Here is a 26,519-nt window from a genome sequence, read left to right on the forward strand (position 1 = left end):
GGGGAAAATATACTATAATGGTTGCAAAACTGATTATAGATATGCATGAGGAGGTACATTATGAAAATTGAAACAAAATGTATTCAATCCGGCTATACCCCAAAAAACGGGGAGCCCCGGGTTCTGCCCATTTATCAAAGTACTACCTGGAAATACAGTTCCACTGAACAGATGGGTCGTTTGTTTGACCTGGAGGAGAGCGGATATTTCTATACCCGTCTTGCCAATCCCACCAACGATGCGGTAGCGGCCAAGATTGCCGATCTGGAGGGTGGCGTTGCAGGCATGCTTACTTCATCAGGACAAGCCGCCTGTTTCTATTCTATTTTCAACATCTGTCAGGCGGGAGATCACTTTGTCTGCTCCTCCACCGTATATGGCGGCACCTTTAACCTGTTTGGTGTAACCATGAAAAAGATGGGCATTGAGGTAACCTTTGTAGACCCCAACGCCAGCGAGGAGGAGCTCTCTGCCGCATTTAAAGACAATACCAAAGCTATGTTTGGCGAAACCATTGCAAACCCTGCGTTGGTGGTACTGGATATCGAAAAATGGGCTAAAGTAGCACACGCGCATCAGGTGCCACTGATTATTGACAACACCTTCGCTACCCCCATCAACTGCCGGCCTTTTGAATGGGGCGCAGATATTGTGGTGCATTCCACCACCAAATATATGGACGGCCACGCTACCAGCGTAGGCGGCGCCATTATTGACAGTGGAAATTTTGACTGGGAAGCCTCCGGCAAATTCCCCTGTCTGACCACACCGGATGCATCCTATCATGGGATCACCTATACCCAAAAATTTGGCAAGGCCGCTTATATTACCAAGGCCACTGCCCAAGTAATGCGGGATCTGGGTTCGATTCCCTCACCGCAGAACGCCTTTTTGCTGAATTTGGGTCTTGAAACCCTTGCTTTGCGGGTAAGACAGCACTGTAAAAATGCGATGGCAGTGGCGGAATTCCTGTCTCATCACGAAAAAATATCCTGGGTCAATTACTGCTCTCTCCCCGGTGACAAATATTATGATCTGGCGCAGAAATACCTGCCAAACGGTTCCTGCGGCGTCATCTCTTTTGGGGTCAAGGGCGGGCGCAGTGCGGCTGTGACCTTTATGGACAGTCTGAAGCTGGCGGCTATTGTCACCCATGTGGCAGACGCCCGCACTTCCGTTCTGCACCCTGCCAGCCATACGCACCGCCAACTCAATGATGAAGAACTGAAAGCGGCTGGCGTCACACCAGACCTGATTCGTTTTTCTGTGGGTATTGAAGATCAAGAGGATATTATTGAAGATATCCGTCAGGCGCTGGAAAAAATATAAAAATGCAAAAAACCGGAGCACATCACATTGTGCCCCGATTTTTTTATTCTTCCATCAAACCATATTTTGTTTTGATACGATCCAATTTTTCTATCATAGGCGCAGACAAAAACCACAGAAAAAACACGGTGGAAATGGCATGGATCAGATCAAAGGGGATTCCCATCAAATAAGCGGACAAAAACGCCTCTTTGGTGGGCCGAGCCTGACCAAGTAGAACCGTTGCGGTGTTCATGATCCCCCCATAAACCACAAATGCCGCAATGGCGCCAAACACCGCCAAGGATCCCTTGGTTTTTTGCAACAACCCCTTTTGAAAAAGCACGCCTGCTAAAAACCCAATGATGCCAAAAGCAAACATCTGCCACGGCGTCCACGGTCCCTGACCGAAAAAGAAACCAGAAACAAAGCCAGTAACCGCCCCAACCAAAAATCCGGTTTCGCCTCCGAAACAGACTCCGGCAAGGATCACTAACGCCACCACCGGCTTAAACTGAGGCAGCATAAAAAATGCCGTTCTGCCCGCCACCGCAATGGCACACAGCACACTGATAACCACCAGTTCCCGGGCTTTGGGTCTTCGCTGTTCAAACACCATGGCAAAGGGAAGCATGGTCTCTAAAATGATCAGCAAGCTGATAAAATAATATTTCCGGTCACCCAAATAGTACATACCCACAAAAATGGTAAGAGGTACCGCAATCAAAATGAGTCCAGCCGCCGCCCAAAGCCGTCGGGACAGCCGCCGCTTTCCTCCAGGCATCTGCCGGGATGAAGCTGGCAGATCCAGTCTTTTTTGCGGGATCAGCGCCGCCAAGCAAAGCGCCAGTTCAAAAACAGAGGCCGCCTGCACCAAATAATCCCGCCAGTCCGTATACCGATTGTAAAACAAAATTAAAGTCGCAAGAAATGCCGCACCAAAAAAAACGCCAAAGGCAACCCTTTTCCAGGTCAGCTTTTCCCGCACCGGTTTTTGGGGCGCTTCCGCTTTCTTCCGCTGTTCCTCAGAGGGATACAGGGTGTCATCGACTTCCTCAGCTTCCGGCGGCTGGCTGACCACTCCGCCGCAGGCGGTAATCACATCCTCCGGCAGAACCGCCTGTGGCAATACTGTTCTTGCCATCCGGTTGGCGGCGGTGGTATAAAAGCGTTTTCCGACAAAAAATTCCCGGGGTGTACCGCTGCTAACCACGTTCCCATCAAAAAACAATCCGCACCTGTCCGCATACCGGGCGCAAAATTCAATATCATGAGAAACCATAATCACCGTCACACCCCGCCGTTTGAGTCCAGCCAAAAGTGCCGCCAACTTTTCCTTAAAACAGGCATCCAGTCCCTTAGTGGGCTCGTCCAGCAGTAAAATTTCCGGATCATTCAGCAAAATCTTGGCAAGCGCCGCCTTTTGCTGTTCTCCTCCTGACAAATCATAGGGGTGCTGGGAAAGCAGCGCTTCGATCCCGCAGAGCCGGGCGGTCTTTTTCACCTTTTCCGCCTTTTCGGCCGCAGACAGCCTGCTCTCTTTCAGCATCTCATATAAATCAAGCTCCACTGTCTTTTTCACAAACAGAGATTGCGGGTTCTGGGGAAGTACTCCCAAAAGGCCGGTATACCGATCTCCAATCTCTTCTACCGGCTTATCTTGTACCAGCACCTTTCCCCTGTACGGAGTCCGCAGGCCGCTAATTAAGGATAAAGTAGTTGTTTTTCCGGTTCCGTTTCCGCCCACCAGAGCATAAAACTCGCCTTTTGCAATTTTCAGAGAAAGGCCTTTGACTACATCTGCCCCGTCTTTTTCATACCGAAACCATACGTCCCGCATATGGATCAGCGGATGCTCCGGCGGCGGATTCTGCACCGCTTTGGAAATGCGGCTGGGGTCGATCTCCCGCTCTGTGGCAAGAGTCTCCAGCCAGGTGCGCCCCTCCCGCACAGTGAGCGGACAGGACAAAGAATTGGGCACATCCGCATAAATCCGCATAGGAGTAGGCAGAGCCCGATACATGGTATGCCCCTGCTCCCGCAGGGTCTTTTCCACCTCCCGGGGACTGCCGTTTGCAATCACTTTGCCGCCGTCCATAACCACCACCCTGTCCGCCAACGGAACAGCCTCCTCCAGCCGATGCTCCGAAAGGATCACCGTCGTCCCAATTTCCCGGTTGATTTTGGCAAGTGTCCACAAAAAGTCCTGCGCCGCAATGGGATCTAACTGGCTGGTGGGTTCATCTAAAATCAATACCTCCGGCTGCATGGCCATGACTGCCGCCAAATTGAGAAGCTGTTTCTGGCCGCCCGAAAGCGCATCTACCTTTTGGTAAAACCAGTTCTCAATTCCAAAAAAAGATGCCATTTCTGCCACCCGTGCCCGAATATCAGCGGTGGCATAACCCAGGCTCTCCAGCCCAAAGGCCAGTTCATGCCACACCTTATCTGTTACGATCTGGTTGTCCGGGCTCTGCAAGACAAAACCGATCCTCTCTGTCTGGTTGCGCATATCCACACTGTCTAAAGGCTGATCGCAAAATACCACCTCTCCCGTCCGGCTGCCATGGGGGGCAAGCATCGTTTTGAGCTGCCGCAAAAGAGTAGATTTTCCACAGCCCGACTGGCCGCACAAGACCATAAATTCCCCTCTTTTCACCGTCAGGCTGACATGACAAAGCGCCGGGATCTCCTGCCCTGGATAAAAAAAGGTCAAATCTTTGATTCGATAGCTTTCCATTGATGTGCCTCCCACAATTCTATAACCGCAGGGATCAGGCAAAGGATCCCATATGCAACAAATACACTGCTGTGATAAACCGAAACACCAGCGCCCTTCATGGTCGGAAAATACCGAAACGCATTTCCACCCAGGACGGCACCGATCAAAACATAGATACCAAGCCCGGCAATCACCAAAAAGACTGTCCTATCCCGCCTGTCAAAAGTAAAAACAGAAAATGCGGTGCGGCCCGGCAGTCCATAACCCCGGCTTCGCATACTGTCCGCCGTTTCAATGGCGTTTTCCAGCGCCCAGGTCACCATCACTGACAAAATGGTAAGCCCGTGCCGGGCACGGGCAATCACACTTCCGCAGGAAATGTCCCGGCCGATCCCCCGCTGTGCCTCTGCCACCTTATGTATCTGAGTTCGGAACTTGGGCACAAACCGCAGTACCATAGACAGGATCAGGGACATGGCCGGCATCATCCGGCCAAACAGATAGATAAATTTATCACTTGTCATGACTGCGTGATAACAGGAAAACCAGCTAATGACCGCACCGATCATCACCGCAGCACCAAGGCCAAAGGCCAGCGACTCAAGCGTCAGTGGGTTGCCGCTGGGGAGATAGGTCAAAATGGTAGCTCCCTCATGATTAAAGGCAGGATTCAGCAAAGCAGAAATCAGCATCAGCGGCAAGAGATACAGCAGCTGGAACCGAGCCGCACGCCTGCCGTTAAGCAAAACCGAATAGAAAAAGCCACTGGCCAGGGAAATTCCCAAACACACCGGGTGCATAAAAAACATGGAAAACAAAATCACCGCAGTAAAATAACTGAAATTAACAATGGGATGATACCGTCCAAATCCGCTCATTGACCGCCCTCCGCCGCAGCGTTAAAGCCGCCCACATCTACGCCCAGGGTACAGGTATACACCCATTCCACCCGGTCGCCTTCCTGTAACTGATACCGGGAACAGCCGTAATTGGGGAACCAGCCGTTGACCGAATACAGCCATCCAGACAGCTCGCCGCAGTCAAATTCATATAAATTCCCGATTCCCTCGATATATGCGCTGTTGTGCAGGGGTGTGTTCTCAAATTCCATATGGATCTTATTCTTCTTCATTTCCCGCAAAAGCAGGTTAAAAACACTTTCCCCCTCATAAAAGGTCACGGTCTGCTCCGCAAAAAGAACCCCATCTTTTGGAACCAGCTCCGCTTTCTCCGGATCCAGCCAATCCATATTCTGCAAAATCGTGTCACAGCGCACCGACATGGTACAAGTCAGTTCTTTATCAGTAATCACCGCGTCCTGCGGCTCTATAGGCTGCGGCTTATCTGCCGGCACGGCGCCGGTATCATACCGATCCCGCACGGTGCCTTGGGATCCCGCCGTCGGCGCCTCTGCCCCCTCCTGCGAAGCCGCAGACGCCGGCTGTTCCGGCGACGAAGTCTCTCCCGCTTTTGGCGGCGGCTGATAGGTAATCTCCGGCGTACTGCTCTGTGCCAGCCGTGCCGCCATTTCCACCTTTTCCTCGGCAGTCATGGGCTGGTTCTCTTCTCCTGCTGGACGTTCCCGGACCTCTGCTTTTTCCTTTTCTGCAGTTTCCTGCGGCGCCGATTCCGGCGCTGCTGTCTGCTCGACATTTTCTTCCTCCGTCTGAGGCGCTGTAGGCTCCGGCATATCCGTTTTCACCGACGCTGTCTGTCGGTATTTATTTTCCTCCGGCCAGCCCCGCAGGGACGGCGCATTGCCGCCCCACCAGAACACTGCCGCCAAAACGGCCAAAACCATAACCCCCATCAAGATTTTCTTTCCATGTTTTTTCATCTTTGATCCCTCTTTTTACAGAAGTCTTGCACGCTCCAGCATGGTGTACAGCATCCTGGCGATCTCGCCCCGGCTCACCGCCTCCTGAGGGCGAAGCTCCAAAACGGTATTGTCTAATATGTCCTCCTTGGAGCAAAACGCCAGTGCGCTCACCGCCCAATCGGACGCCTTGACATAATCTATATAGCCTGCCAAAAGATTCCGGGCGGCAAAGGTGTCGATCTCCGTGTTCATGCCACAGAGTTTGGCCGCTCTGGCCACCATCACCGCCGCCTCTTCCCTGGTGATTTTACCTTCGGGATCAAACTCCGTATCCGACACACCGTTGATGATGCCATAGCCCGATGCGGTTTTGATATAGGGATAGTACCACGCAGTTTCCGGCACGTCAGAGAACGTCCTGCCACCTTCTGAAGCAAGGCCCAGACCTCGTGCAATAATGGCCGCAAACTCCGCCCGGCTCATGTTGGCATCCGGCATAAACTCCGTTTCGGTCATGCCGTTGATAATGCCCCGCTCCGCCAGCGCTTCTACTGCTGTTTGTGCCGAATGCCCGGCAATATCGGTAAAAGTTTTGCCTTTGCTTGTGATCTCCATCACATGTACATCTTCTATCTTGCCGGAAAGGCCGATGTAGTTCTCTGTTTCAACCGCTGCGGCATCTTCCATTCTGTAAAGGCTGGATTCCCCCGCCGCAAACCGCTTCACCGCCGCCAGAGCATAGAGTCCCTGCTCCGTAGACATTTGTGCAGAACCGCTTCCGTCTGCGGTATGTACAAAGCCTTTTCCCGCCTGATAATAGGAAAGGAGATGAGAAAACAAGGTATTTCCGCCTTTGACAAACCGGGGATCTTCATAGGAAATCCCCAGCTCACACAAAGCAACCAGCATCTGGGCACAGCTCTCCAAATTTTCCGTCCCGTCCCAGCCGGAAAAGCCCGCATTTTCATTTTGATATGCAGACATACAGGCAAGGGCGCCCTCTATGGCCTCCTTTACCTCCGGCCGGTCCTGGTATTTTGCCAGCGCCTGCAGTGCCATGCCGGTGACATCGGGTTCTGACACGCTGTCTTTGCCCGCAGAATCCGTACCGCTGACCAGAGACCAGCCGCCGTCCGGCAATCTGCTGTCCAGAATTTTTTGAATATACATATCCCGGGTTGCCTGCACGGCCGCCTCCGGATTTTGGGGCATTGCATAATTTTTGCAGTCCAGCGCCAAAAGCGCCCAGATGGGGCCGTTGATCCCCTGCCATGTGGTCTTTTCATAGTCACCCAGGGCAGTCAAAAGATCATACCCCGCCACATTGGTGGGATCCTTGCCAATGGCGCTGAGCGCCACAATGATCCTGGAATACTGGGTCATTTTCTTCTCATCCAGCACTCCGCCGCAGGCTTTGACATAATCTTCGACTCTGTAATAATAATCCTGAAAATAGTCCTCCGGCACTGCATAGCCGCCCCGGGCCAGGCCCAGCACTGCCCACTCGCCGCCAATACTCCCCACCTGGGGCTCCGGCACGGTTTCTAAGACGTATTTTGCCGCATCCTGATAGATATCCTCCGCTTCTGCCGCCGCTGCGGCGGCGGGCAGCAGAATGATGAATGCCACAGCCCCGCTGAGCAGTCTCCTCATTTTGCCGTTCATTCCGTTTGCCTCCTATCTCTTATGCCGCAAGCCCTGCCAGAAAGACGGACAGCACCTTGGCAATCTCTTCCCGGGTGGCATATTCTAACGGCGCAAATAAATTGTCGCCCCGTCCGTTCAAGATTCCCGCCATCTGCAAGCGATAAACCGCATCGCCCGCATAGCTGTCAATCTGGCCGTCATCTGCAAAGGTGGTTTTCTCCATAGTCTGGGGGAAGGTGTAGTTTGCCACATTTGCCGCATACCGATCGATCATTACTGCAATATCCTGCCGGGTAACACTGGCGTTGGGATCAAATTTTCCTTCAAAGCCCTGCACGATCCCCTGTTCTGCCGCCCAGGCAACCGCCCCGGCAAACCAATCCTCGGGAGAGACATCCGAAAAGCTCGAATCAGCCCCTTCGACAAGTTCCGCACCGCTCATTCTTGCCAGCATCGCCGCCAGTTCTGCACGGGTCACCAAATCCTGAGGAGCAAAACTGTCCTCCGTCTTTCCCTGAACGATGCCTCTTTCTACCAGGTCATAAATATATTCTTCCGCCCAGCCGCTGACATCACTGAACCGCTTGGGTTCGGTGACCTCCTGCTGGGTATTATCCACACTGATACCACCGGAAACCGTTGGAAGGCTGCCTCCACCGCTTCCGCCGCCGATTCCGGAAGGCCTGCTGGGCGTGACCGGCTTGCTCTCTTCTTCATCCTCTTCCTTGGTATAATCGTCTGTATAATGGAATATGACCGAATCTCCGTCCTTTAAGGTGCAGGCATTTAACGCCTTTTGAATATGCGTGCCGTTCACCTTATACATCCAGCCGGAAAACGGGCCGTTATCAAATTCTTTCAATCCATTAACGGAAGACACGTAGCTGTCTCCTGACATCTCATATGCAATCCCCGCCGCTTTCAGCGCCGTTTCAAATAAATCTTTCACCGTTGCGCCGCTGTCTAAGGTATAGCTTTTTTCTGCGATCCAGGTTTCAAATTTGTCATGCTCTTCCGGCTTTTCGTGCTTACTGTCCCCAATCAAGGTAAAAGAAACTTGAATTTGATCATCGCCAACGGAGCCGCCACCACCAGAGGTAGTTTCCAGCTTTACCGTGGCATCCGGCGCAAGCCGGACTACAAACGGCAGGAATTTGCCTTCCTTTTCCGTTTCTCCATATTTTTCAATCTGAATGGGATACTCCCCTTTTACAATTTCCAGCGTAACCGCACCATCTTCATCGGTGGTTTTCTCAATTGCCGCATTGCCTTCGCCGATGACAACCTTGGCATCAACAATAGGAACTATTTCGGTCACCGGCGTATAGTCCGGTGCAGGACCATAGGTGGTCTGTTTGGTAGTAAATACCATCTTGGCCTTACCCTTGGCAGGATAGGTAATTTCCGGTTCCAGCGGAATCATGGCGCTCATGCCGCCATAATAAAATACCAGTTCGTCTCCATCCTTTATCTCGCAGTCACTGATCCCTACGCTGGCTGCTTCGTTATTGACCATATACTGCCATCCATCATAATCCTCACCAAAGGTATTTGCGGCTTCTCCGTACAGGCTGTTGATATAAGCCCCATATGCACCGGGCTGAATATCCCGCTGCTCCGCCGGCACTGCCGCCTCCAGGACGGTCAGCGCAGTCACCTTGCTGTCACCCGGCAGGGTCAGCGCCTTTTCGTACAGCTTATTTTCGCTGATCCCCTCTACTCGTACCGAAACGGTCAGGACGTCTTTTTCTGTTGGCTCTCCAAACGTAAAGACAGAATATGGACCGCAGGCCTTTACCATACCGGTCCAGGCGATCAAAGCCCGGAACCCCTGTTCCGTAGACATGGCGTTTTCGCTGACATTATTGGTATAGCCAAATTTATTGGTCTCTGTGCGAAATTTCATCAGGCCGTCTATGGCACTGTTTTCCCCTTTGACAAACCGGGGATCGGTATCCGCATCAATCCCCACAGCGGACAGACCCACAACGATCATTGCGGTGGCATTGGAATTTTCCGCACCGAAATTACCGGTTTCGGTCTGCACCGAAGACAGCCAGGAAACTGCCTTGTCTACCGCTTCTTTCACTTCCGGCCGATCCAGGTAAGGCGCCAGTGCAGGAAGAATCATCCCTGTGGTTTCCGCACCCCATTTTGTGCTCCAGCCGCCGTTTTCTTCCTGCTGATCAAGGAAATAGGTAATCAGTTTTTCCCTATCTGCTGTCCCCTCCGGCACCTCATATTTCCCGCTGTCATAGGCCTGCAAAAGATATGCCGCCGACGTGATATAGGGAATGCTTCCCTTAGAAAGCTCCGCAATCATGTTCCATTTGGAACCATCTTCCTTCATCAGTGCAGTCACATCTTTGCCAAGGGCTGTCAGCGCAATCACGTTTTTCAGGTCTGCGGTTCCTTCTTTGGCAGAAGCGGCAAACGCCTCTTTTTGGGTAAGACTATCCGCCTTGCCAAATGCTGCCATTTCCGCGATCACCCAAGGATCAACAGAGTCTTTGTAATCTGCCGCAATGGTTTCCATCATAGTTTGCGCAATGGAGGCGTTATCCTCTGCTAAAGCCGATTCCTGCGCCTTGACGATCAGATACGGAGGAATGATCTTGTCGCCGTATCCCCCTTCTTCCCCCTGGGCAGAAAGTATATATTCCCCCTCTGCAAGGGTAAGGGTCACTCCGCCGTTTTCATCCGTGACCGCACCGTCAATGGGGGTAAAAGCTCCCTGGGCATCCAGTGTGCCGATCTGAAAGTCTGCCATAGGCTCGGTCAGGTTCTCAATGCTCTCCTCCTCGCACAAACCATACCAGGCCACCCAGTAGCCATCAAGGGACAACTCCGCCTCCTCATTGGCAGGTACTGTGATCTCCTTTGCCTTCTGCCCTCCATAGGTGAACCAGGTATAATAGTCCATGGCATAGGAATCCTGATAAATAAAGAAGTCCAGCTGATCTCCAGGGTTTACCTTGGTCTGGGCAATATTCAGCCCTTCATAGCAATCCGGCATTCCCGCCACAGGCTGTGCCGGTGCATCGGTATGGGGCATCGCTCCGTTGACAGTAAACCCAATGTTCATGGTCTCCATACCAAACATCACGGAAATAGAACCATCCGTCACCTTCAAATAAGTATCTTTGTCTTCTTTCGTAAAAGCACCGCCAAAGATTTCTTCATGTGCCTTGACCAAAACATCCAGCGCACAGACATCGTCTTGACCGATAGCAGGGTCATAGCTATAGCCATATTCTGCCGCAATCCCTGGTTGTACCGCATACTCTCCCGGCGGAAGCACATTTGCCCCTGCCGCTATGCTGCGGACAAAAAAGGTTGCCGGCTCTGCCGCCCATGTCGCCGCCGGGACCAACATGGTCAGCAGCAGACAAAAAGCTGTCAAAAACGCTAAAATTTTGGTGTTTCTCTTTTGGGTCATTTTCTCTCCTCCTGTTCTTTTACACAAAAAACCGCCCCTTAAATGCAGGGACGGCGACACACGCATTGTGATTCGGCAATGCCGATGTGTACACTCCAAGGCCCTGTGGAGTTTTTTGTACGCATTGCCCGGCAGGTCTTCCGACTCAGGGTATCACGCAAGCCTTTCGCCTTCCCGAAAATTTTCAGTGGCGCAAGAAAGGCCGCTTCCTCAATACGGCAGCAGGACTGTCCGGGAGTCTCACCCGGTTCCCTATTCTCGCACAGTGTGCGCACCGGCCAATGTAAAATATATTTATTTTTTTCTTTATCTTACCTTATGTATCCTTTTCTGTCAAGGCTATTTTCCTGCATAAAATTCAGAAACAGCCCCTAACACCGTCACCTATTTTGGCGGAATTTTTTACTAATTTTTTTGCCGCGGCTTTTTTATTTTTTCATCTGTGCCCGCGGACAATCTCTATCTTCACAATCCAGACATTCTGCATCGGAATGTTCTTCTATACAGCATTGGTAATAATCACATTCATCACAACAGCACAGATATTCTCCTTGCTGATTCTGATGATTTCCGTTTCCCAAACAATCTTTTCCGTATTTTCCCGGAGTCAATACCGTCCCCGTGATATCAACAATCATTTTTGCCCCTCCCACATCTATCATTATCCCTATATATGGTTATACTTATATTAATATACTCTAAAATATGAATAATGTCAAACAGGGCTCTACATGATACAATATGGATGAAACTGGGGTGATAAATTTGAAAAGTGTATTAAAAGAACAAAAGGAATTGCAGGAAGTGGATTTTGGAAGCGTCAGGCTGACTTTAAAAGAATTTCTAAAACAGCACCGCTATACCCGATATCAACTCGCCAGGCACACGAGCATCAAATACCAGACCATTGACCGCTATTACAAAAACAACATTGACCGGGTAGATTTGACCCTGCTTGCCAAAATGTGTTTCTCGTTGGAATGTGATTTGTCAGACATTTTACAGTATATACCGCCAAAAACCAACTGAATCTGCCGCTGATTTACCGCAGAAATTTTTCTTGACAATTGAAGCGGTATCTGGTATGATATACAAAATTTGATTTTACAGGAGCCGATCCTATTACTTATGGAAGATAGTACAGACGGGGACAATCCCCGAATATGGTACAAGAGAAAAAGAAGACATAGCCTGATTCTGCGCTTATAGCAGGATGGGTTATGTCTTTTTGTATTTTTTCTGATAAATAAGGAGGATTATTGTGCAAAGTTCGGTTGCAGCTATGATTTTTTTACAAGTGATTTTAATTTTTCTCAATGCGGTTTTTGCCTGTGCAGAAATCGCCGTGATTTCCATGAATGACGCAAAGCTTGCAAAACTGGCAGAAGCCGGCGACAAGAGAGCCGTCCGGCTGGCCCGGCTGACCAGCCAGCCAGCCCGGTTTTTGGCCACCATTCAGGTGGCAATCACCCTGTCCGGCTTCTTGGGCAGTGCTTTTGCGGCGGAAAATTTCTCCGGACTGCTGGTAGACTGGCTGGTCTCTTTGGGCGTCGGCATCAATCCCGCCATGCTGGATACTGCCGCTGTCATTGTGATCACCGTTATTTTGTCCTATTTTACCCTGATTTTTGGTGAGCTTGTCCCCAAACGGCTTGCCATGCGCAAGGCGGAACCGCTGGCACTTGGCATGTCCGCCCTGATCAGCGGCATTGCCGCTCTGTTTTCCCCCATTGTATGGCTTTTGACCGTCTCCACCAACGGAATCCTGCGGCTTTTGGGCATAGACCCCAACGCCGAAGATGAAAATGTAGGCGAGGAAGAAATCCGCATGATGGTTGACGTCAGCACCGAAAAAGGCGCCATTGACCGGGAGGAGAAACAGCTGATTCAGAATGTCTTTGAGTTTGACGATCTGACCGCCGGAGAGATTGCCACCCACCGCACTGAAATTTCCATGCTATGGACAGAAGAATCCATGGCAGACTGGGATCACACCATTCACCACAGCCGCCATACGCTGTATCCGGTCTGTGAGGACTCCGCCGACAATGTCATCGGCATTCTTAATGCCAAAGACTATTTCCGTCTTCAGGACAAAAGCCGGGATTCTGTTATGAAAAACGCCGTCACCCTGCCCTATTTTGTGCCGGAAACGGTGAAGGCGGACGTTCTGTTTCGCAATATGAAGCATACCCGAAGCAAGCTTGCCGTGGTATTGGATGAATACGGCGGCATGACCGGCATCGTGACCATCAATGATCTGGTGGAACAGCTGGTGGGTGACCTGGATCTGGACGAAGAAAAAGAACCGCCCGCGCCCCTAATAGAACAAATTGACTCCAAAACCTGGAAAATCAGTGGCCTGGCTCCACTGGAGGAAATTGCACAGGCGCTTGGCATTGCTCTTCCCGAGGAAGCGTATGAAACCTTCAGTGGCCTGGTATTTGACGCCCTTGGCACCATTCCCCCCGATGGTACCACCGCAGAAACAGAAACGGAAAATCTGATGATTAAGGTGCTCAAAATTCAGGACCATCAAGTCAAAACCGCCGTGGTCTGCCTGAAAGACCCGTCTTACAGCAACGAAAAATTTTAACTTTACACTGTTCTTACAACGCAAATACTGATAATTTTTAGAAAAAAAGGATCAGCCGGCTGGCTGGTCCTTTCTTTATCTTCACATCTCCGACCTGAAAATCGGCACTTATTTCAAATATTCTATGATCTTGTCGCCCATTTCACGGGTACCAAGAAGCTTGCCGTTCTCGTCCATAATATCACTGGTACGCCAGCCCTCATTCAAAACCTGCGCTACCGCGTTTTCAATGGCCACCGCCTCCGCAGTCAGATCAAAGCTGTCCCGCAGCATCATAGCACAAGACAAAATAGTGGCAATGGGGTTTGCCTTATTCTGCCCGGCAATATCCGGCGCACTACCGTGAATCGGCTCATACATTCCTCTTGTGGTACTCCCCAGAGAAGAGGAAGGAAGCATACCGATAGAACCGGTGGTCATGCTGGCTTCATCGGATAAAATATCACCGAACATATTCTCAGTAACAATCACATCAAACTGAGCAGGATTACGCACCAGCTGCATGGCACAATTATCCACCAGCATATCCTCAAACTCCACATCTTCATATTCCTTAGAGAGCGCATGCATGGTTTCTCTCCAGAGCCGTGAGGTTTCAATTACATTGGCCTTATCCACGCTGGTCACCTTTTTCCGCCGCTTCCGCGCCAATTCAAAGGCCACCCGACCAATACGTTCAATCTCCATTTTGGAATATTCCAGCTCGTCAAAGGCCACCTCGCCCAGTTCGCCGCCGTCCTTGCGTCCTCTCTCACCAAAATACAAACCGCCGGTCAGTTCCCGCACGATTACAAGGTCAATTCCATTTTCTGAGATCTCCGGCTTTAAAGGACAGGCATCCGCCAGCGCCCGATACAGCTTGGCAGGCCGCACATTGGCAAACAGCCCCAACTTGCTTCGCAAGCCCAAAAGCGCCTTTTCCGGCCGCATACTCCCCGGAAGGCCATCCCATTTGGGACCGCCCACCGCACCCAACAGAACCGAATCTGATTGAAGCGCGATTTCCACCGACTCCTCCGGCAGAGGAACCCCGGTTGCGTCAATAGCACAGCCGCCGGCCAGAATATCGGTATACACAAAGGTATGGCCATACAGCTCGCCGATCCGGTCAAGGACTTTTTCTGCCTCCGTCACAATTTCAGGGCCAATTCCATCGCCCTTTACCACTGCTAATTTGATATCCATATCCTTACGCTCCTTTGATTGAATTGAGCAGGCCGTTCTTATTGATAATTTCCTTAATAAACTCAGGGAATGGTTCGGCCTGATAGGTCTCGTTTTTGGTCAGGTTGTGAATCTTTCCGGTGTCAAAATCGATCTCCACCTCATCGCCGTCCTCAATCTTCTCCGACGCCTCCCGGCACTCCATAATTGGAAGCCCAATGTTAATGGCATTACGGTAAAAAATCCGGGCAAAGGTAGCAGCAATTACACAAGAGATTTCCGAAGCCTTGATAGCAATGGGCGCATGCTCTCTGGAAGAGCCGCAGCCAAAATTGTTATGTGCCACAATGATATCCCCTGCTTTTACCTTTTTGGTAAATTCCGCGTCAATATCTTCCATACAATGGGCCGCCAGTTCCGCAGGCACAGAGGTATTCAAATACCGCGCCGGAATAATCACATCCGTATCCACATTATCCATATATTTATGAACCTTGCCTTTTGCTTGCATCTTCCTGTCTCCTTTCCTGTCCGCTTACAGTTCTTCCGGCGAAGCGATATATCCCTTCACCGCCGAAGCTGCCGCTACGGCTGGTCCCGAGAGATACACCTCCGATTCCGGATGACCCATTCTACCCACAAAATTACGGTTAGTCGTAGCGATTGCCCGCTCGCCCTTGGCGAGGATCCCCATATGACCGCCCAGGCAGGGTCCGCAGGTGGGGGTGGAAATCACACAGCCGGCGTCCATAAAGATGTCAAACAATCCCTCTTTCATGGCCTGCCGGTAAATCTTCTGGGTTGCAGGGATAATGATCGCCCGAACATGGGAGGCAATATGTCTACCCTCAAACACCTTGGCTGCCGCCCGCAGGTCCCCAATCCTGCCGTTGGTGCAGGAACCAATGACACACTGGTCGATTTTAACTTCACCCACTTCATCGATGGTACGTGTATTCTCCGGCAGATGCGGAAACGCCACGGTCAGCTTGATTTGACTCAGATCAATATCATACACTCTTTCATATTCCGCATCCTCATCCGGCTCGTATACCGTATAGGGACGGCTTACCTTATCTTTCAGATATTCCTTGGTCACATCGTCGACCATAAAGATACCATTCTTTCCGCCTGCCTCAATGGCCATATTCGCCATTGCCAGACGGTCATCCATGGACAGGTACTTAAGCCCCTCTCCCACAAACTCCATGGACTGGTACAAAGCGCCGTCCACGCCGATCATACCGATGATATGCAAAATCACATCTTTACCAGACACCCATTTTTGCGGCTTGCCGGTCAAATTAAATTTGATGGCCGAGGGCACCTTGAACCATGCCTGTCCGGACGCCATACCAGCCGCCATATCGGTGCTTCCCACTCCGGTGGAAAACGCACCCAGCGCACCATATGTACAGGTATGGGAATCTGCGCCAATTACCGCTTCGCCGGGGGCAACCAACCCTTTTTCCGGCAGCAGAGCGTGTTCAATTCCCATTTCGCCCACGTCATAAAAGTTGGTCACATCATGTTTCCCCGCAAATTCACGACAAAATTTACAGTGTTCTGCTGACTTAATATCCTTATTAGGGGTAAAGTGATCCAAAACAATAGAAATTTTATCCTTGTCAAACACTTTATCAAAGCCGTTTGCTTCAAATTCCTTGATGGCCACTGGGGTGGTTACATCGTTGCCCAGAACCATATCCAGATTCGCACGGATCAGCTGCCCCGCCTTAACAGACGGAAGTCCCGCATGGGCCGCAAGAATCTTTTGTGTCATGGTCATTCCCATAGCATATACCTCCTTTTTCTTTTTCTATGCTTTCAACACCGCACCAGTGGACGCAGAGGTCACCAACGCGGAATACTTTCTCAGCACGCCATCCTGAATATTGGGCGTTTTCGGCACAAAATTTTTCCGTCTCTCTGCCAGTTCCTCATCAGATACCAGCATATTTATGGTACCGGCCGGAATATCAATGGCAATAATGTCACCATCACGCACCAGGCCGATATTGCCGCCTTCTGCTGCTTCCGGAGAAACATGACCAATGGCCGCCCCCCGGGTTGCGCCGCTGAACCGTCCGTCGGTAATCAGCGCTACATCCTTGTCAAGACCCATTCCGCAAATAGCCGAAGTGGGGGAGAGCATCTCCCGCATGCCGGGGCCGCCCTTGGGGCCCTCGTACCGAATCACCACTACGTCACCCTTGACAATCTTACCAGCATAAATAGCGGAAATCGCCTCTTCTTCGCTGTCAAACACCTTGGCGGGACCTTGGTGTACCAGCATCTCGTCCGCCACCGCACTGCGCTTGACCACCGAAACATCCGGCGCCAGGTTGCCCTTGAGCACTGCAATACCTCCGGTAGAGGAATAAGGGTTATCAATGGGACGAATCACTTCATAGTCCAAAACCGGATGCCCTGCGATGTTCTCTCCCTGTGTCTTTCCGGTCACTGTCATGGTATCTAACTTCAGCAGGCCCTTTTTGCTCAGTTCATTCATCAGAGCGGTCACACCGCCCGCCGCATACAGATCCTGCACATGATGATCTCCCGCCGGTGCCAAATGGCAGAGGTTGGGGGTATCCGCACTAATCTCGTTTGCATAATCCAAAGTAAAAGCCGCGCCAGCTTCATGTGCGATAGCCGGCAGGTGCAGCATGGAATTGGTGGAACAGCCAAGAGCCATATCCACCCGTAAAGCGTTGTAAATGGCATCCGGGGTCATAATATCTCTCGGCCGGATATTCTTTTCCAGCAGGGTCATGATCTGCATACCCGCCTGTTTGGCAAGACGAACCCTCTCTGAATACACCGCTGGCACCGTACCGTTGCCCGGCAGAGCCATACCCAGAACCTCGGACAGACAGTTCATGCTGTTTGCTGTAAACATACCAGAGCAGGAACCGCAGGTAGGACACGCCGCTTCTTCCAACTCCAAAAGCTGGCTCTGATCAATTTTCTCCGCCTGATAAGCGCCCACCGCTTCCATTCCGGTGTTAAAATCCCGGTAGCAGCCCTTAAACTTCATAGACAGCATGGGACCGCCGCTGATAACAATAGCAGGAATATTCAGCCGTGCCGCCGCCATCAGCATGCCCGGCACCACCTTATCACAGTTGGGAATCAAAACCAGTGCGTCAAACTGATGCGCCTTTGCCATGATCTCTACCGAATCCGCAATGATTTCCCGGGATACCAGGGAATATTTCATTCCCTCGTGGCCCATGGCAATTCCATCACAGACCGCAATCGCCGGCACCTCAATGGGGGTACCGCCTGCAATCCGTACGCCGTCCTTCACCGCTTTGGCAATGGTATCAAGATGAATGTGCCCCGGCACAATCTCGTTTTGGGAATTGACCACACCGATCAACGGACGCCGGATTTCTTCGTCCGTCAGTCCAAGCGCTTTCATCAACGACCGGTGCGGGGTGCGGTTAGCACCGCTTTTTACATTATCACTGTTCATATCTCATTCTCCTTTTGGTACGCCGAAAGGGGCGGAGCGGTCGCTCTGCCCCTTTCTTAAACAGCCGGCCGACGCCGGCCATTTTTTTCGGGTCTATCCGTCTTATTTCTCGTCGTTCCAGGAATACATCTTTCTCAGTTCCTTACCAACCTTTTCAAGCTGATGCTCTGCCTTAATTCTTCTAGTAGCATTAAAGTGCGGACGGTTTACTGCATTCTCTGCAATCCAATTCCGGGCAAAGGTTCCGTCCTGAATCTCAGATAATACCTTTCTCATTTCTTTTTTGGTGTCCTCGGTGATGATCCGCTTTCCGATCTCATAGTCGCCATATTCAGCAGTGTCGGAAATGGACTTTCTCATCTCGGTAAAACCGCCGTGGTAAATCAAGTCAACAATCAGCTTCATCTCATGAATGCACTCAAAATATGCATTCTGAGGATCATATCCAGCTTCTACCAGAGTCTCAAAACCTGCCTGCATCAAAGCACAGACACCACCGCACAGTACTGCCTGCTCGCCGAACAGGTCGGTTTCTGTCTCCATCTTAAAGGTGGTCTCCAGTACACCGGCACGGCTTCCGCCGATACCAGCCGCATAAGCCAGAGCAATATCAAAAGCATTACCAGAAGCATCCTGTGCAACCGCAACCAAACAGGGAACACCCTTGCCTGCCAGATACTCACTGCGAACCGTGTGACCCGGTCCCTTAGGCGCAATCATGATAACGTCCACATCTTTGGGCGGGATGATCTGCTGGAAGTGGATGTTGAATCCGTGCGCAAACGCCAGGATCTTACCAGCGGTCAGGTTCGGCTCAATGCTCTCTGTGTAGAGCTTTGCCTGTTTTTCATCGTTGATCAGGATCATGATAAGATCCGCTCTCTTTGCAGCCTCAGCCGCCGTATAAACCTCAAAGCCAGCCTTTTCCGCTACTGCCCAGGACTTACTTCCTTCATACAGCCCTACAATTACATTAACACCGCTCTCCTTTAAATTCAGAGCGTGGGCATGTCCCTGACTTCCGTAACCGATTACAGCAACGGTTTTATTGTTGAGCAAACCCAGGTTACAATCACCAGCATAGAAAATTTTAGCCATAATAAATTCCTCCAATTTTTTTATGTAAATTTATTTTTTTTCAATTTTATCCGCGTTTCAGCCCGGTCAGTCCGGTCCGAACCAGTCCGCGCACTTCATACTGCTCCATCAAATCAATAAACGCATTGATTTTATTCGGCGCGCCAGTCAGCTCCGCTGTCATGTATTCCGAAGAAATATCCACGATATTCGCCCGGAAAATATCACAAATCTGCATTACACCGCCCCGGTCTTTTGCGCTTACTTTTACCAGCACATGTTCTCTGAGCACAGCACTATCCTTATAAAGTTCAGTAATTTCAAGCACATTCACCAGCTTTGCCAGCTGGTTCTTGATCTGGTTCAGCGTATCCTCATCTGCCTGGGTCACAATGGTCATCCGGGATACATCCGGATTTTCCGTCACACCCACCGACAAGCTGTCAATATTATACATCCTTCTAGAGAAAAGCCCTGACACCCGGCTCAGTACACCGGCATGATTTTCTACCAGAACGGATAACACATGCGTATTGGTCACTGCTTTTCCCTCCTTAATCAATCTCGATTTCCAAAATGGGATCCTCAATAGACTTACCCCCCGGAACCATGGGTAGAACCGTCTGATCCGAGTCAATAATACAGTTGATTACCGTAGGGGTATTGCGGCAGTTGAGCGCCGCTTCCACCGCCTTTAAAAGTTCCGGCTTGGTGGTTACTGTAAAGGCATTGGCCCCTAAACCTCTTGCCACCATATCATAATTGGTTTTCTTATTGAGGGTGGTATTTGAGAACCGCTTGCCGTAAAACAGTCGCTGCCACTGTCGCACCATTCCCAAAACGTTGTTGTTCATAATGACCTCAATAATAGGAAGCTCTTCCTTTGCGGCCGTAGAAAGCTCATTCATATTCATATGGAAACAACCGTCCCCGGTAACATTGATTACCGTGGCTTCAGGATTTGCCACCTGCGCCCCAATAGCGGCGCCCAGGCCAAATCCCATGGTTCCCAGCCCGCCGGAAGATATGAATTGCCGCGGCTTTTCCATACTATAAAACTGCGCCGTCCACATCTGATGCTGTCCCACATCGGTGGCCACAATGGCATCACCGTGCGTATAGTCATACAGCGTCTCCAGTACACACTGCGGTGTCAGTATATCCCCCTCAGAATGCACCAAGGGATATTGTTTCTTCCACTGCGCAATCTGCTGCATCCATTCTGCATGTTCCTGCCGAGACAAAATCTTGACCAATTCCGTCAAGACAGCCTTGGCGTCTCCCACCAAATGGGCGTCTGTTTTGATATTCTTATCAATCTCCGCACGATCCACGTCAATCTGAACAATTTTCGCATTTCGTGCAAAGGTAGCTGTATCACAGGTCACCCTATCCGAAAACCGGGCGCCCACTGCAACCAAAAGGTCACAGTTTTTCACCGCAAGGGAGGTTGTCTTCGTACCATGCATTCCAATCATACCGGTAAACGCCGGATCACTGGCAGGAAATCCGCCAAGTCCCATAATGGAAAGCGTCACTGGTGAATCCAGCAGCTGCTGGAACCGTTTCAGCTCCGCAGAAGCATCTGCCGCAATGATCCCGCCGCCGGCATAGATCAGCGGCCGCTGCGCCTTCTCCAGCATAGAAACCACCGTTTCAAAATCCGCAGCAGGAGATTCCACCTTGTAATTATCAATCTTTTCCGGGATTACCCGGGTATATTCTGTCTGATTGGCAGTAGCATCCTTGGTAATATCCACCAATACCGGTCCCGGCCGTCCGGACATGGCAATCTGAAACGCCCGCCGAATGGTGGGAGCAATGTCCTCCGCCCGCTTTACCAAAAAGTTATGCTTGGTAATCGGCATGGTCACGCCTACAATATCAATCTCCTGGAAGGTGTCTCTGCCAAGGAGAGGGGTTGCCACATTGCAGGTGACCGCCACAATGGGAATGGAATCCATATATGCCGTGGCAATCCCGGTGACCAGGTTGGTTGCCCCCGGTCCCGAAGTGGCAAAAACCACACCCGGCCGGCCACTGCTTCTGGCATAGCCATCTGCCGCATGAGCCGCTCCCTGCTCATGGGCCGTTAGAATATGACGAATTTTGTCTGAATACTTATAAAGGGAATCGTAGATATTTAAAATGGTGCCGCCGGGATAGCCGAAAATGGTATCCACACCCTGCTCCAGCATACATTCCACTACGATATCCGCCCCTGTTAATTTCATAGCCGATACGCTCCTTTACGCTGTAAATCTCTCGACAAAGGCTCAAAAGCGCAGGTCTATTCAAGGAAATATCTGTCTGCTTTCCCCTTAAATATCCTCTTTATCTTATTCTAAATATTATACATGAGGCAAAAAAGATTGTCAATACTTTCACATTGCAACAATCACCAAAAATAGTCCCGTACAAACAAAAAAAATCAACATTTTTGCATTTTTGCATACACGTAACACGAAAAACCGTTCTTATTTTTTTAAATCTTCTTGCCTATCAACCAAGCGTCTTCCGCACCGGTGTGCCGTTACATAGCACCAACCTGGGCCGTGCGTTCATATCCGGAGGCGTACCCTTCCAAACCACCAGGTCTGCATCCTTGCCTGGTTTTAAAGAACCCACCCTGTGATCCAGCCCACAGATTTCCGCGGGAGTCTTGGTCACTGCCCGCAGAGCCGCCCGAGGCGAAAGACCTTCCCGTACTGCCGCACAGGCACAGAGCAACAAATATTTCTGCGGCGTTTCGGGGTGGTCGGTGATCAGGGCTGTTTGGATTCCGGAACCGATCAAAATAGCCGGCGCCGCCTCGGTCTGATTTTTCAATTCCGGCTTGCTGCGGTCGGTAAGAATGGGACCAGAGAGTACTGGCACCTTTTCCTCCGCAATCCGCTCCGCCGCAAGATGTGCCTCTGTTCCGTGCACCAAAACCAGCCGCAGATTAAATTCCCGGGCAATCCGTATGGCAGTAAAAATATCGTCCAGCCGATGGGCATGGGCATACAGCGGAATCTCCCGCAGCAGCAGTGGGAGCAGTGCTTCGCACTTAAAATCCCATTCCGGTTTTTCTTCCTCCTCCGGCGCTTTTTTGTGTTTTTCTGTCTGTTCCAAATAATGCTTTGCCTTATACAACGCCTCCCGCAAAACCGCCGCCGTTCCCATCCGAGTGGAGGGAAGCTGGCCTTTGTCATGATACACGCTCTTCGGATTTTCCCCAAAGGCGGCTTTCATGCCTGCTGGCGCCAGGATTGTCATATGATCAACACAAACACCCCAGGTCTTCATGGCAAGCAGCTGACCCGCAATGGGATTGGTGCTTCCCGGGCCGGTAACCACCGTAGTAATTCCCGCCTGCGCCGCCTCCAAAAATGCTCGATCCATGGGGTTGACTCCGTCAATGGCCCGAATTTGGGGTGTCACAGGATCGGTGTCCTCATTACCATCCGCCCCTTCAAAATCAAGTCCATCTTCCCACATGCCGAGGTGGCTGTGCGCATCCACCAGCCCCGGAGTGATCACTGCGCCCTCTGCATCTAAAATCCCGGCATTCTGGGGAAGTTCCGGCATATCCTCCATCTTTCCCATGGCGGTGATTTTGCCATCTTCCAACGCCAAATATCCGTCCTCAATATCCTCTTCCTCCATGGTGATCAAATTGCCATGAAGAATATAAAGCACATCTTTCATCTTCTCTCTCCTTATTCCCTTTCAAAATAAATCTCTGCGCCGCAGCTCTCTGCCAGCTTTTTTCCATTCTCTTCCCCCAAAACCATGGCGGCGGTGGAAAGGCAATCCGCCAGCAGTGCCGAATCCGCGGCAATGGTAACCGCACTCAGCCCGGTATCTACTGGATATCCGGTTGCGGGATCCAGGATATGGTGATACAGCTTTCCATCGTACCAAAAATTTCGTTGGTAAATACCGCTGGTTACCACCGCCCCGCTGTCTATGGTCAGCGTTCTGCTATATTCCCCATTTTGACCAAATGGTTTTTGGACTCCCACTTGCCACTGGCCGCTTTTTCGTCCCGGATTTTTGCCAAACACCAACACATTGCCGCCCAGATCCAGTACGCCGTATGCCGCGCCACATTCCTGCATAGCTGCGGCAGCACAGTCTGCCGCATAGCCCTTAGCTGCACCGCCCAGGTCAATCATGACTCCGTCCTCTGTTTTGTACGCCATCTGATTCTCCGCGTCCAGCACCACCTTTTCCCAACCCACATGAGAAAGTGCGGCAAGAATGGCTTTATCTTCCGGAGGGACCGCCGTTTCTTCACCGTGAAAAGGCCACAGTCGGGATACCGGAGCAATGGTCACATCAAAGGCGCCACCGGACAGCCGGCTGATCTCCTGTGCTGCCTTTAAGACCGCTGTTGTATCCGCGTCCAACTGAACTCTCTCCCCTTCCGCCGCGCGGTTAAATGCCGCGACCACAGAAGTATCACTGTAAAAATTGACCGCCTCCTGGATTTCCCGAATTCGTTCAAAGGCGGCCTTGACCGCTTGCTCTGCTTGCGGGCCGCCAGCACGAATGGTACAGACGGTATCCAGCAGAAACTGGGTCTCACAGTACTCCTGCTGTCCGCACCCTGGAAGCAACAAGCAAAAGAAGACACTCAACAAACCCATGGCTATTTTTCGTATTTTCATGATCTATCCTCGCAAACTCAAATTTACTTTTTCATTATAGACCATGTGCCGCCAGCGGTCAAGTTTTTCTTGCCCTTTCCCGCAAACTGTGCTATACTCATGACATACTGAAAAAAGGAGCGTACCCCTGTGATAAAACTGATTTCATGGAATGTCAACGGTCTGCGGGCCTGTATGCAGAAAGGGTTTATGGAAAGCTTTAAAGCCCTTGACGCCGATATGTTTTGCCTGCAGGAAACCAAACTGCAGAAAGGGCAGATTGACCTTGATCTGCCGGGCTATTATCAATACTGGAACTATGCCGAAAAAAAAGGATATTCCGGCACCGCTTTGTTTACCAAAGAAAAGCCCTTGTCCGTTTCCTATGGCATGGGGATTGAGGAGCATGACCAAGAAGGACGGCTGATTACTGCGGAGTATCCGGATTTTTATCTGGTGGTCTGCTATACCCCGAATTCCCAGGACGGATTAAAACGCCTTGCCTACCGTATGGAATGGGAGGATACTCTTAGGGCCTATCTTAGCCGTCTGGAAGAGAGCAAACCCATCATCTATTGCGGGGATCTCAACGCGGCACATCAGGAAATTGACCTGAAAAATCCCAAAACTAATAGAAAAAACGCCGGATTCACCGATGAGGAAAGGGAAAAAATAACCCTTTTGCTAGCGGAACATAAAATTGACACCTTCCGCTATTTCCACCCGGACGCCGAAGGAGAATACTCCTGGTGGTCCTACCGCTTCAAGGCTCGGGAAAAGAATGCTGGCTGGCGCATTGACTATTTTATTGTGTCCGAAAGCCTTAAAGATCGGCTGGAAAGCGCCGCTATTCACCAAGAAATTTTTGGCAGTGATCATTGCCCCGTAGAACTTATCCTAAAAGACACAGACTAAAAAAGCTCCCGGTATTCGGCATGAAAACCGAATACCGGGAGTTTTTTATCCTTATTCTGCTGGAAGGAAACGGAGCAAAATACCATATTTCTCTTGAAAATACCGGCGGTTACAGCCTTTATGGCCCACCGCCCGGGACATCTCTCGGGCAGGAACCTTAATTTCCCGCTTTCCCTGCTTTAAAACCATTTCTTCCAGCTTGTCTCGCCAAATTCGACTCTCCACAAGTTCGCCAAAAGCCGGATGAAAGGGACCCGCCGCCACTGTCCCTGGCTGACGCAGATCCTCTCCCGCATGAAGTCCTAACCGAATCACCGGAATATTGCGGCTGCGAAATTCCAGCAAAGCTCCCTTTGCGGTCTCCACTGCCTCCTCCAGAGTCTGAGGCCGATATTTTCCCTGCCGATACAATTGTTCTAAAATCGTATCCTTTAATACCAGTACTGGGTAAATTCGGGCACAGACCGGATCCAATTCTGCAAAAAGGCGGGCGGATCGCAGATCGGTTTCCGCGTCTGAACCGTACATGCCGGTCATCATCTGAATACCAGGCGCAATACCTGCCTGCCGTATTTGTTCCACTGCCCGACAGGTCTCAGAAAAGGTATGCCGCCGCTCGTTTTTCTCCAAAACCGCATCCTCCGCCGACTGCGCCCCCAGTTCTATCACGGTCACACCGTATGATGCAGCCAACTCCAGCACCGGTTCTGTGATATAGTCCGGCCGGGTAGACAGCCGGATCCCACTAATTTGATCACCAAACCGTCGCGCCGCTTCATAAAACTGCCGCTGAAGCGAAAGAGGCAAACCGGTGAAACTGCCGCCGAAAAATGCTGCCTCTGCCTGCCGCTCCCCTTTGGGAAGCCAGGAAAGTCCCTCTTTGATAATTTCCTCCGCCATAGCCGGCGTGACCGAGGTCTGCACACCGGTAATTTTTTTCTGGTTACAAAAAATACAGGCATGAGGACAACCTTCATGAGGGATAAAAACCGGGATATTATAGTGCCTCACAATGCCTCCAGCGCCTGCCGTGCCGCCTGCTGTTCCGCCGCTTTCCGGCTGCCGCCCGTCCCTTTCCCGATCACTTTACCCCGGTAAACTGCCTCCACCGAAAACTCTGGCTTATGATCCGGTCCTTTGCGGCCGGTCATGCGGTAGGTCACTACATCTGTACCCTTATCTCTTTTTTGAAAATAAGTCTGAATCTCTGATTTATAATTGCGAAAATCCATTTTGGAAGAGTGCTCGATAATCTCTCCCAGGTGCTCCAAAATCCACGCCCGTGCTGGTTCCATACCGCCATCTAAATAAATCGCCCCCAGCACTGCCTCAAAGGTATCTGCAAGTATGGACGCCTTATTCTTGCCACCGCAGACCGTTTCTGACTTACCAAACCGAACGCCGCTGCCCAGATCCATCTCTCTTGCCGCAGCTGCCAGCGATTTTTCACACACTGCCGCCGCCCGCATTTCGGTCAGCCTGCCCTCATCCATATTTTTAAATTCGTGATAAATATGCTCTGCTACCACAAACGACAAAATGCTGTCCCCCAAAAACTCCAGTCGCTGATTGCTCTCAATTCCACATTCATTGGCAAGAGAAATGTGGGTCAGCGCCTTTTTCAGCAGGCTCTGATCTCGAAATGTATACCCGATATTCACTGCTTTTCTTCCTTTCACTGCAAAAATACTGAAAAACGCCCTCTCCCATTAGGAAA

21 protein-coding genes and 1 riboswitch are annotated in these 26,519 nt (G+C 50.9%); of the genes, 4 read left to right on the forward strand and 17 right to left on the reverse strand.

Translation table 11 applies throughout. From position 1 onward, the window contains the following. Positions 1–60 precede the first annotated feature (60 nt). Positions 61–1,329, forward strand: a complete 1,269-nt coding sequence (locus INF28_RS00860; protein ID WP_226391569.1) for an O-acetylhomoserine aminocarboxypropyltransferase/cysteine synthase family protein — start codon at positions 61–63, stop codon at positions 1,327–1,329. Positions 1,330–1,372: 43 nt separating this feature from the next. Here INF28_RS00860 and INF28_RS00865 read toward each other — a convergent pair whose 3' ends face one another. The 6 genes from INF28_RS00865 to INF28_RS00890 form a co-directional block, all read right to left on the reverse strand. Further along, positions 1,373–4,048 (reverse strand): energy-coupling factor transporter ATPase, encoded by a 2,676-nt coding sequence (locus INF28_RS00865; protein WP_226391570.1) that lies wholly within the window; start codon positions 4,046–4,048, stop codon positions 1,373–1,375. Further along, positions 4,021–4,908 carry an energy-coupling factor transporter transmembrane component T gene (locus INF28_RS00870; protein WP_226391571.1) on the reverse strand — a complete coding sequence of 296 codons (888 nt, stop codon included), beginning with the start codon at positions 4,906–4,908 and terminating at the stop codon, positions 4,021–4,023. The genes INF28_RS00865 and INF28_RS00870 overlap by 28 nt, the downstream gene beginning before the upstream one ends. Then, positions 4,905–5,867, reverse strand: coding sequence for a DUF4430 domain-containing protein (locus INF28_RS00875; RefSeq protein WP_226391572.1), 963 nt, complete (start codon positions 5,865–5,867; stop codon positions 4,905–4,907). The genes INF28_RS00870 and INF28_RS00875 overlap by 4 nt, the downstream gene beginning before the upstream one ends. Positions 5,868–5,882: 15 nt before the next feature. Beyond that, positions 5,883–7,514 (reverse strand): S-layer homology domain-containing protein, encoded by a 1,632-nt coding sequence (locus INF28_RS00880; RefSeq protein WP_226391573.1) that lies wholly within the window; start codon positions 7,512–7,514, stop codon positions 5,883–5,885. A 19-nt stretch (positions 7,515–7,533) separates the two neighbouring features. After that, on the reverse strand, positions 7,534–10,935 hold the full coding sequence (locus tag INF28_RS00885) for an S-layer homology domain-containing protein (RefSeq protein WP_226391574.1): 3,402 nt from the start codon (positions 10,933–10,935) through the stop codon (positions 7,534–7,536). Between the two features lie 113 nt (positions 10,936–11,048). Further along, positions 11,049–11,229, reverse strand: a riboswitch (cobalamin riboswitch). 134 nt (positions 11,230–11,363) lie between these two features. Beyond that, complete coding sequence (locus INF28_RS00890) at positions 11,364–11,573, reverse strand: hypothetical protein (protein ID WP_226391575.1); 210 nt, start codon at positions 11,571–11,573, stop codon at positions 11,364–11,366. 127 nt (positions 11,574–11,700) lie between these two features. Here INF28_RS00890 and INF28_RS00895 point away from each other — a divergent pair, with 127 nt between their 5' ends. Together INF28_RS00895 and INF28_RS00900 are read left to right on the forward strand one after the other, a co-directional pair. Further along, entirely contained in the window at positions 11,701–11,964 is a 264-nt protein-coding gene (locus INF28_RS00895) for a helix-turn-helix domain-containing protein (RefSeq protein WP_226391576.1), read from the forward strand. A 232-nt stretch (positions 11,965–12,196) separates the two neighbouring features. Continuing rightward, the gene (locus INF28_RS00900) at positions 12,197–13,531 is read left to right on the forward strand and encodes a hemolysin family protein (RefSeq protein ID WP_226391577.1); all 1,335 of its coding nucleotides are present in this window, start codon (positions 12,197–12,199) and stop codon (positions 13,529–13,531) included. A gap of 108 nt (positions 13,532–13,639) precedes the next feature. Here INF28_RS00900 and leuB read toward each other — a convergent pair whose 3' ends face one another. The 9 genes from leuB to INF28_RS00945 form a co-directional block, all read right to left on the reverse strand. Next, a complete protein-coding gene (gene leuB / locus INF28_RS00905; RefSeq protein WP_226391578.1) occupies positions 13,640–14,716 on the reverse strand; it encodes a 3-isopropylmalate dehydrogenase in 1,077 nt (358 codons plus the stop codon). A 4-nt stretch (positions 14,717–14,720) separates the two neighbouring features. Beyond that, positions 14,721–15,206 carry a 3-isopropylmalate dehydratase small subunit gene (leuD, locus tag INF28_RS00910; protein ID WP_226391579.1) on the reverse strand — a complete coding sequence of 162 codons (486 nt, stop codon included), beginning with the start codon at positions 15,204–15,206 and terminating at the stop codon, positions 14,721–14,723. A gap of 24 nt (positions 15,207–15,230) precedes the next feature. Continuing rightward, on the reverse strand, positions 15,231–16,490 hold the full coding sequence (leuC, locus tag INF28_RS00915) for a 3-isopropylmalate dehydratase large subunit (RefSeq protein ID WP_226391580.1): 1,260 nt from the start codon (positions 16,488–16,490) through the stop codon (positions 15,231–15,233). Positions 16,491–16,514: 24 nt separating this feature from the next. Then, positions 16,515–18,176 carry a dihydroxy-acid dehydratase gene (gene ilvD, locus INF28_RS00920; RefSeq protein ID WP_226391581.1) on the reverse strand — a complete coding sequence of 554 codons (1,662 nt, stop codon included), beginning with the start codon at positions 18,174–18,176 and terminating at the stop codon, positions 16,515–16,517. A 102-nt stretch (positions 18,177–18,278) separates the two neighbouring features. Further along, positions 18,279–19,274: a ketol-acid reductoisomerase gene (gene ilvC / locus INF28_RS00925; protein ID WP_226391582.1), complete on the reverse strand. Its 996-nt coding sequence runs from the start codon at positions 19,272–19,274 to the stop codon at positions 18,279–18,281. A gap of 46 nt (positions 19,275–19,320) precedes the next feature. Continuing rightward, positions 19,321–19,794 carry an acetolactate synthase small subunit gene (gene ilvN / locus INF28_RS00930; protein ID WP_226391583.1) on the reverse strand — a complete coding sequence of 158 codons (474 nt, stop codon included), beginning with the start codon at positions 19,792–19,794 and terminating at the stop codon, positions 19,321–19,323. A gap of 13 nt (positions 19,795–19,807) precedes the next feature. Further along, the gene (gene ilvB, locus INF28_RS00935) at positions 19,808–21,487 is read right to left on the reverse strand and encodes a biosynthetic-type acetolactate synthase large subunit (RefSeq protein ID WP_226391584.1); all 1,680 of its coding nucleotides are present in this window, start codon (positions 21,485–21,487) and stop codon (positions 19,808–19,810) included. Positions 21,488–21,755: 268 nt separating this feature from the next. Further along, positions 21,756–22,943 carry an amidohydrolase gene (locus tag INF28_RS00940; protein ID WP_226391585.1) on the reverse strand — a complete coding sequence of 396 codons (1,188 nt, stop codon included), beginning with the start codon at positions 22,941–22,943 and terminating at the stop codon, positions 21,756–21,758. Positions 22,944–22,954: 11 nt separating this feature from the next. Then, positions 22,955–23,908, reverse strand: a complete 954-nt coding sequence (locus INF28_RS00945; RefSeq protein WP_226391586.1) for an FAD:protein FMN transferase — start codon at positions 23,906–23,908, stop codon at positions 22,955–22,957. Positions 23,909–24,040: 132 nt separating this feature from the next. On the opposite strand from INF28_RS00945, the gene INF28_RS00950 reads away from it, so the two are divergent. Further along, on the forward strand, positions 24,041–24,802 hold the full coding sequence (locus INF28_RS00950) for an exodeoxyribonuclease III (RefSeq protein WP_404815130.1): 762 nt from the start codon (positions 24,041–24,043) through the stop codon (positions 24,800–24,802). 51 nt (positions 24,803–24,853) lie between these two features. On the opposite strand, the gene INF28_RS12975 is transcribed toward INF28_RS00950, so the two are convergent. Continuing rightward, a complete protein-coding gene (locus tag INF28_RS12975; RefSeq protein WP_226391588.1) occupies positions 24,854–25,813 on the reverse strand; it encodes an elongator complex protein 3 in 960 nt (319 codons plus the stop codon). Continuing rightward, positions 25,810–26,463: a ribonuclease III gene (gene rnc / locus INF28_RS00960; RefSeq protein WP_226391589.1), complete on the reverse strand. Its 654-nt coding sequence runs from the start codon at positions 26,461–26,463 to the stop codon at positions 25,810–25,812. The genes INF28_RS12975 and rnc overlap by 4 nt, the downstream gene beginning before the upstream one ends. Positions 26,464–26,519: the final 56 nt, after the last annotated feature.

The sequence above is a fragment of the Ructibacterium gallinarum genome, assembly GCF_014982785.1.
In the GTDB taxonomy this organism is placed as follows: domain Bacteria; phylum Bacillota; class Clostridia; order Monoglobales; family Monoglobaceae; genus Ructibacterium; species Ructibacterium gallinarum.

Coding starts and splice junctions, on each gene's coding strand:
- INF28_RS00860 (WP_226391569.1), top strand. CDS start 61: ATGAAAATTGAAACAAAATGTATTCAATCCGGCTATACCCCAAAAAAC.
- INF28_RS00865 (WP_226391570.1), bottom strand. CDS start 4,048: ATGGAAAGCTATCGAATCAAAGATTTGACCTTTTTTTATCCAGGGCAG.
- INF28_RS00870 (WP_226391571.1), bottom strand. CDS start 4,908: ATGAGCGGATTTGGACGGTATCATCCCATTGTTAATTTCAGTTATTTT.
- INF28_RS00875 (WP_226391572.1), bottom strand. CDS start 5,867: ATGAAAAAACATGGAAAGAAAATCTTGATGGGGGTTATGGTTTTGGCC.
- INF28_RS00880 (WP_226391573.1), bottom strand. CDS start 7,514: ATGAACGGCAAAATGAGGAGACTGCTCAGCGGGGCTGTGGCATTCATC.
- INF28_RS00885 (WP_226391574.1), bottom strand. CDS start 10,935: ATGACCCAAAAGAGAAACACCAAAATTTTAGCGTTTTTGACAGCTTTT.
- INF28_RS00890 (WP_226391575.1), bottom strand. CDS start 11,573: ATGATTGTTGATATCACGGGGACGGTATTGACTCCGGGAAAATACGGA.
- leuB (WP_226391578.1), bottom strand. CDS start 14,716: ATGGATATCAAATTAGCAGTGGTAAAGGGCGATGGAATTGGCCCTGAA.
- leuD (WP_226391579.1), bottom strand. CDS start 15,206: ATGCAAGCAAAAGGCAAGGTTCATAAATATATGGATAATGTGGATACG.
- leuC (WP_226391580.1), bottom strand. CDS start 16,490: ATGGGAATGACCATGACACAAAAGATTCTTGCGGCCCATGCGGGACTT.
- ilvD (WP_226391581.1), bottom strand. CDS start 18,176: ATGAACAGTGATAATGTAAAAAGCGGTGCTAACCGCACCCCGCACCGG.
- ilvC (WP_226391582.1), bottom strand. CDS start 19,274: ATGGCTAAAATTTTCTATGCTGGTGATTGTAACCTGGGTTTGCTCAAC.
- ilvB (WP_226391584.1), bottom strand. CDS start 21,487: ATGAAATTAACAGGGGCGGATATCGTAGTGGAATGTATGCTGGAGCAG.
- INF28_RS00940 (WP_226391585.1), bottom strand. CDS start 22,943: ATGAAAGATGTGCTTTATATTCTTCATGGCAATTTGATCACCATGGAG.
- INF28_RS00945 (WP_226391586.1), bottom strand. CDS start 23,908: ATGAAAATACGAAAAATAGCCATGGGTTTGTTGAGTGTCTTCTTTTGC.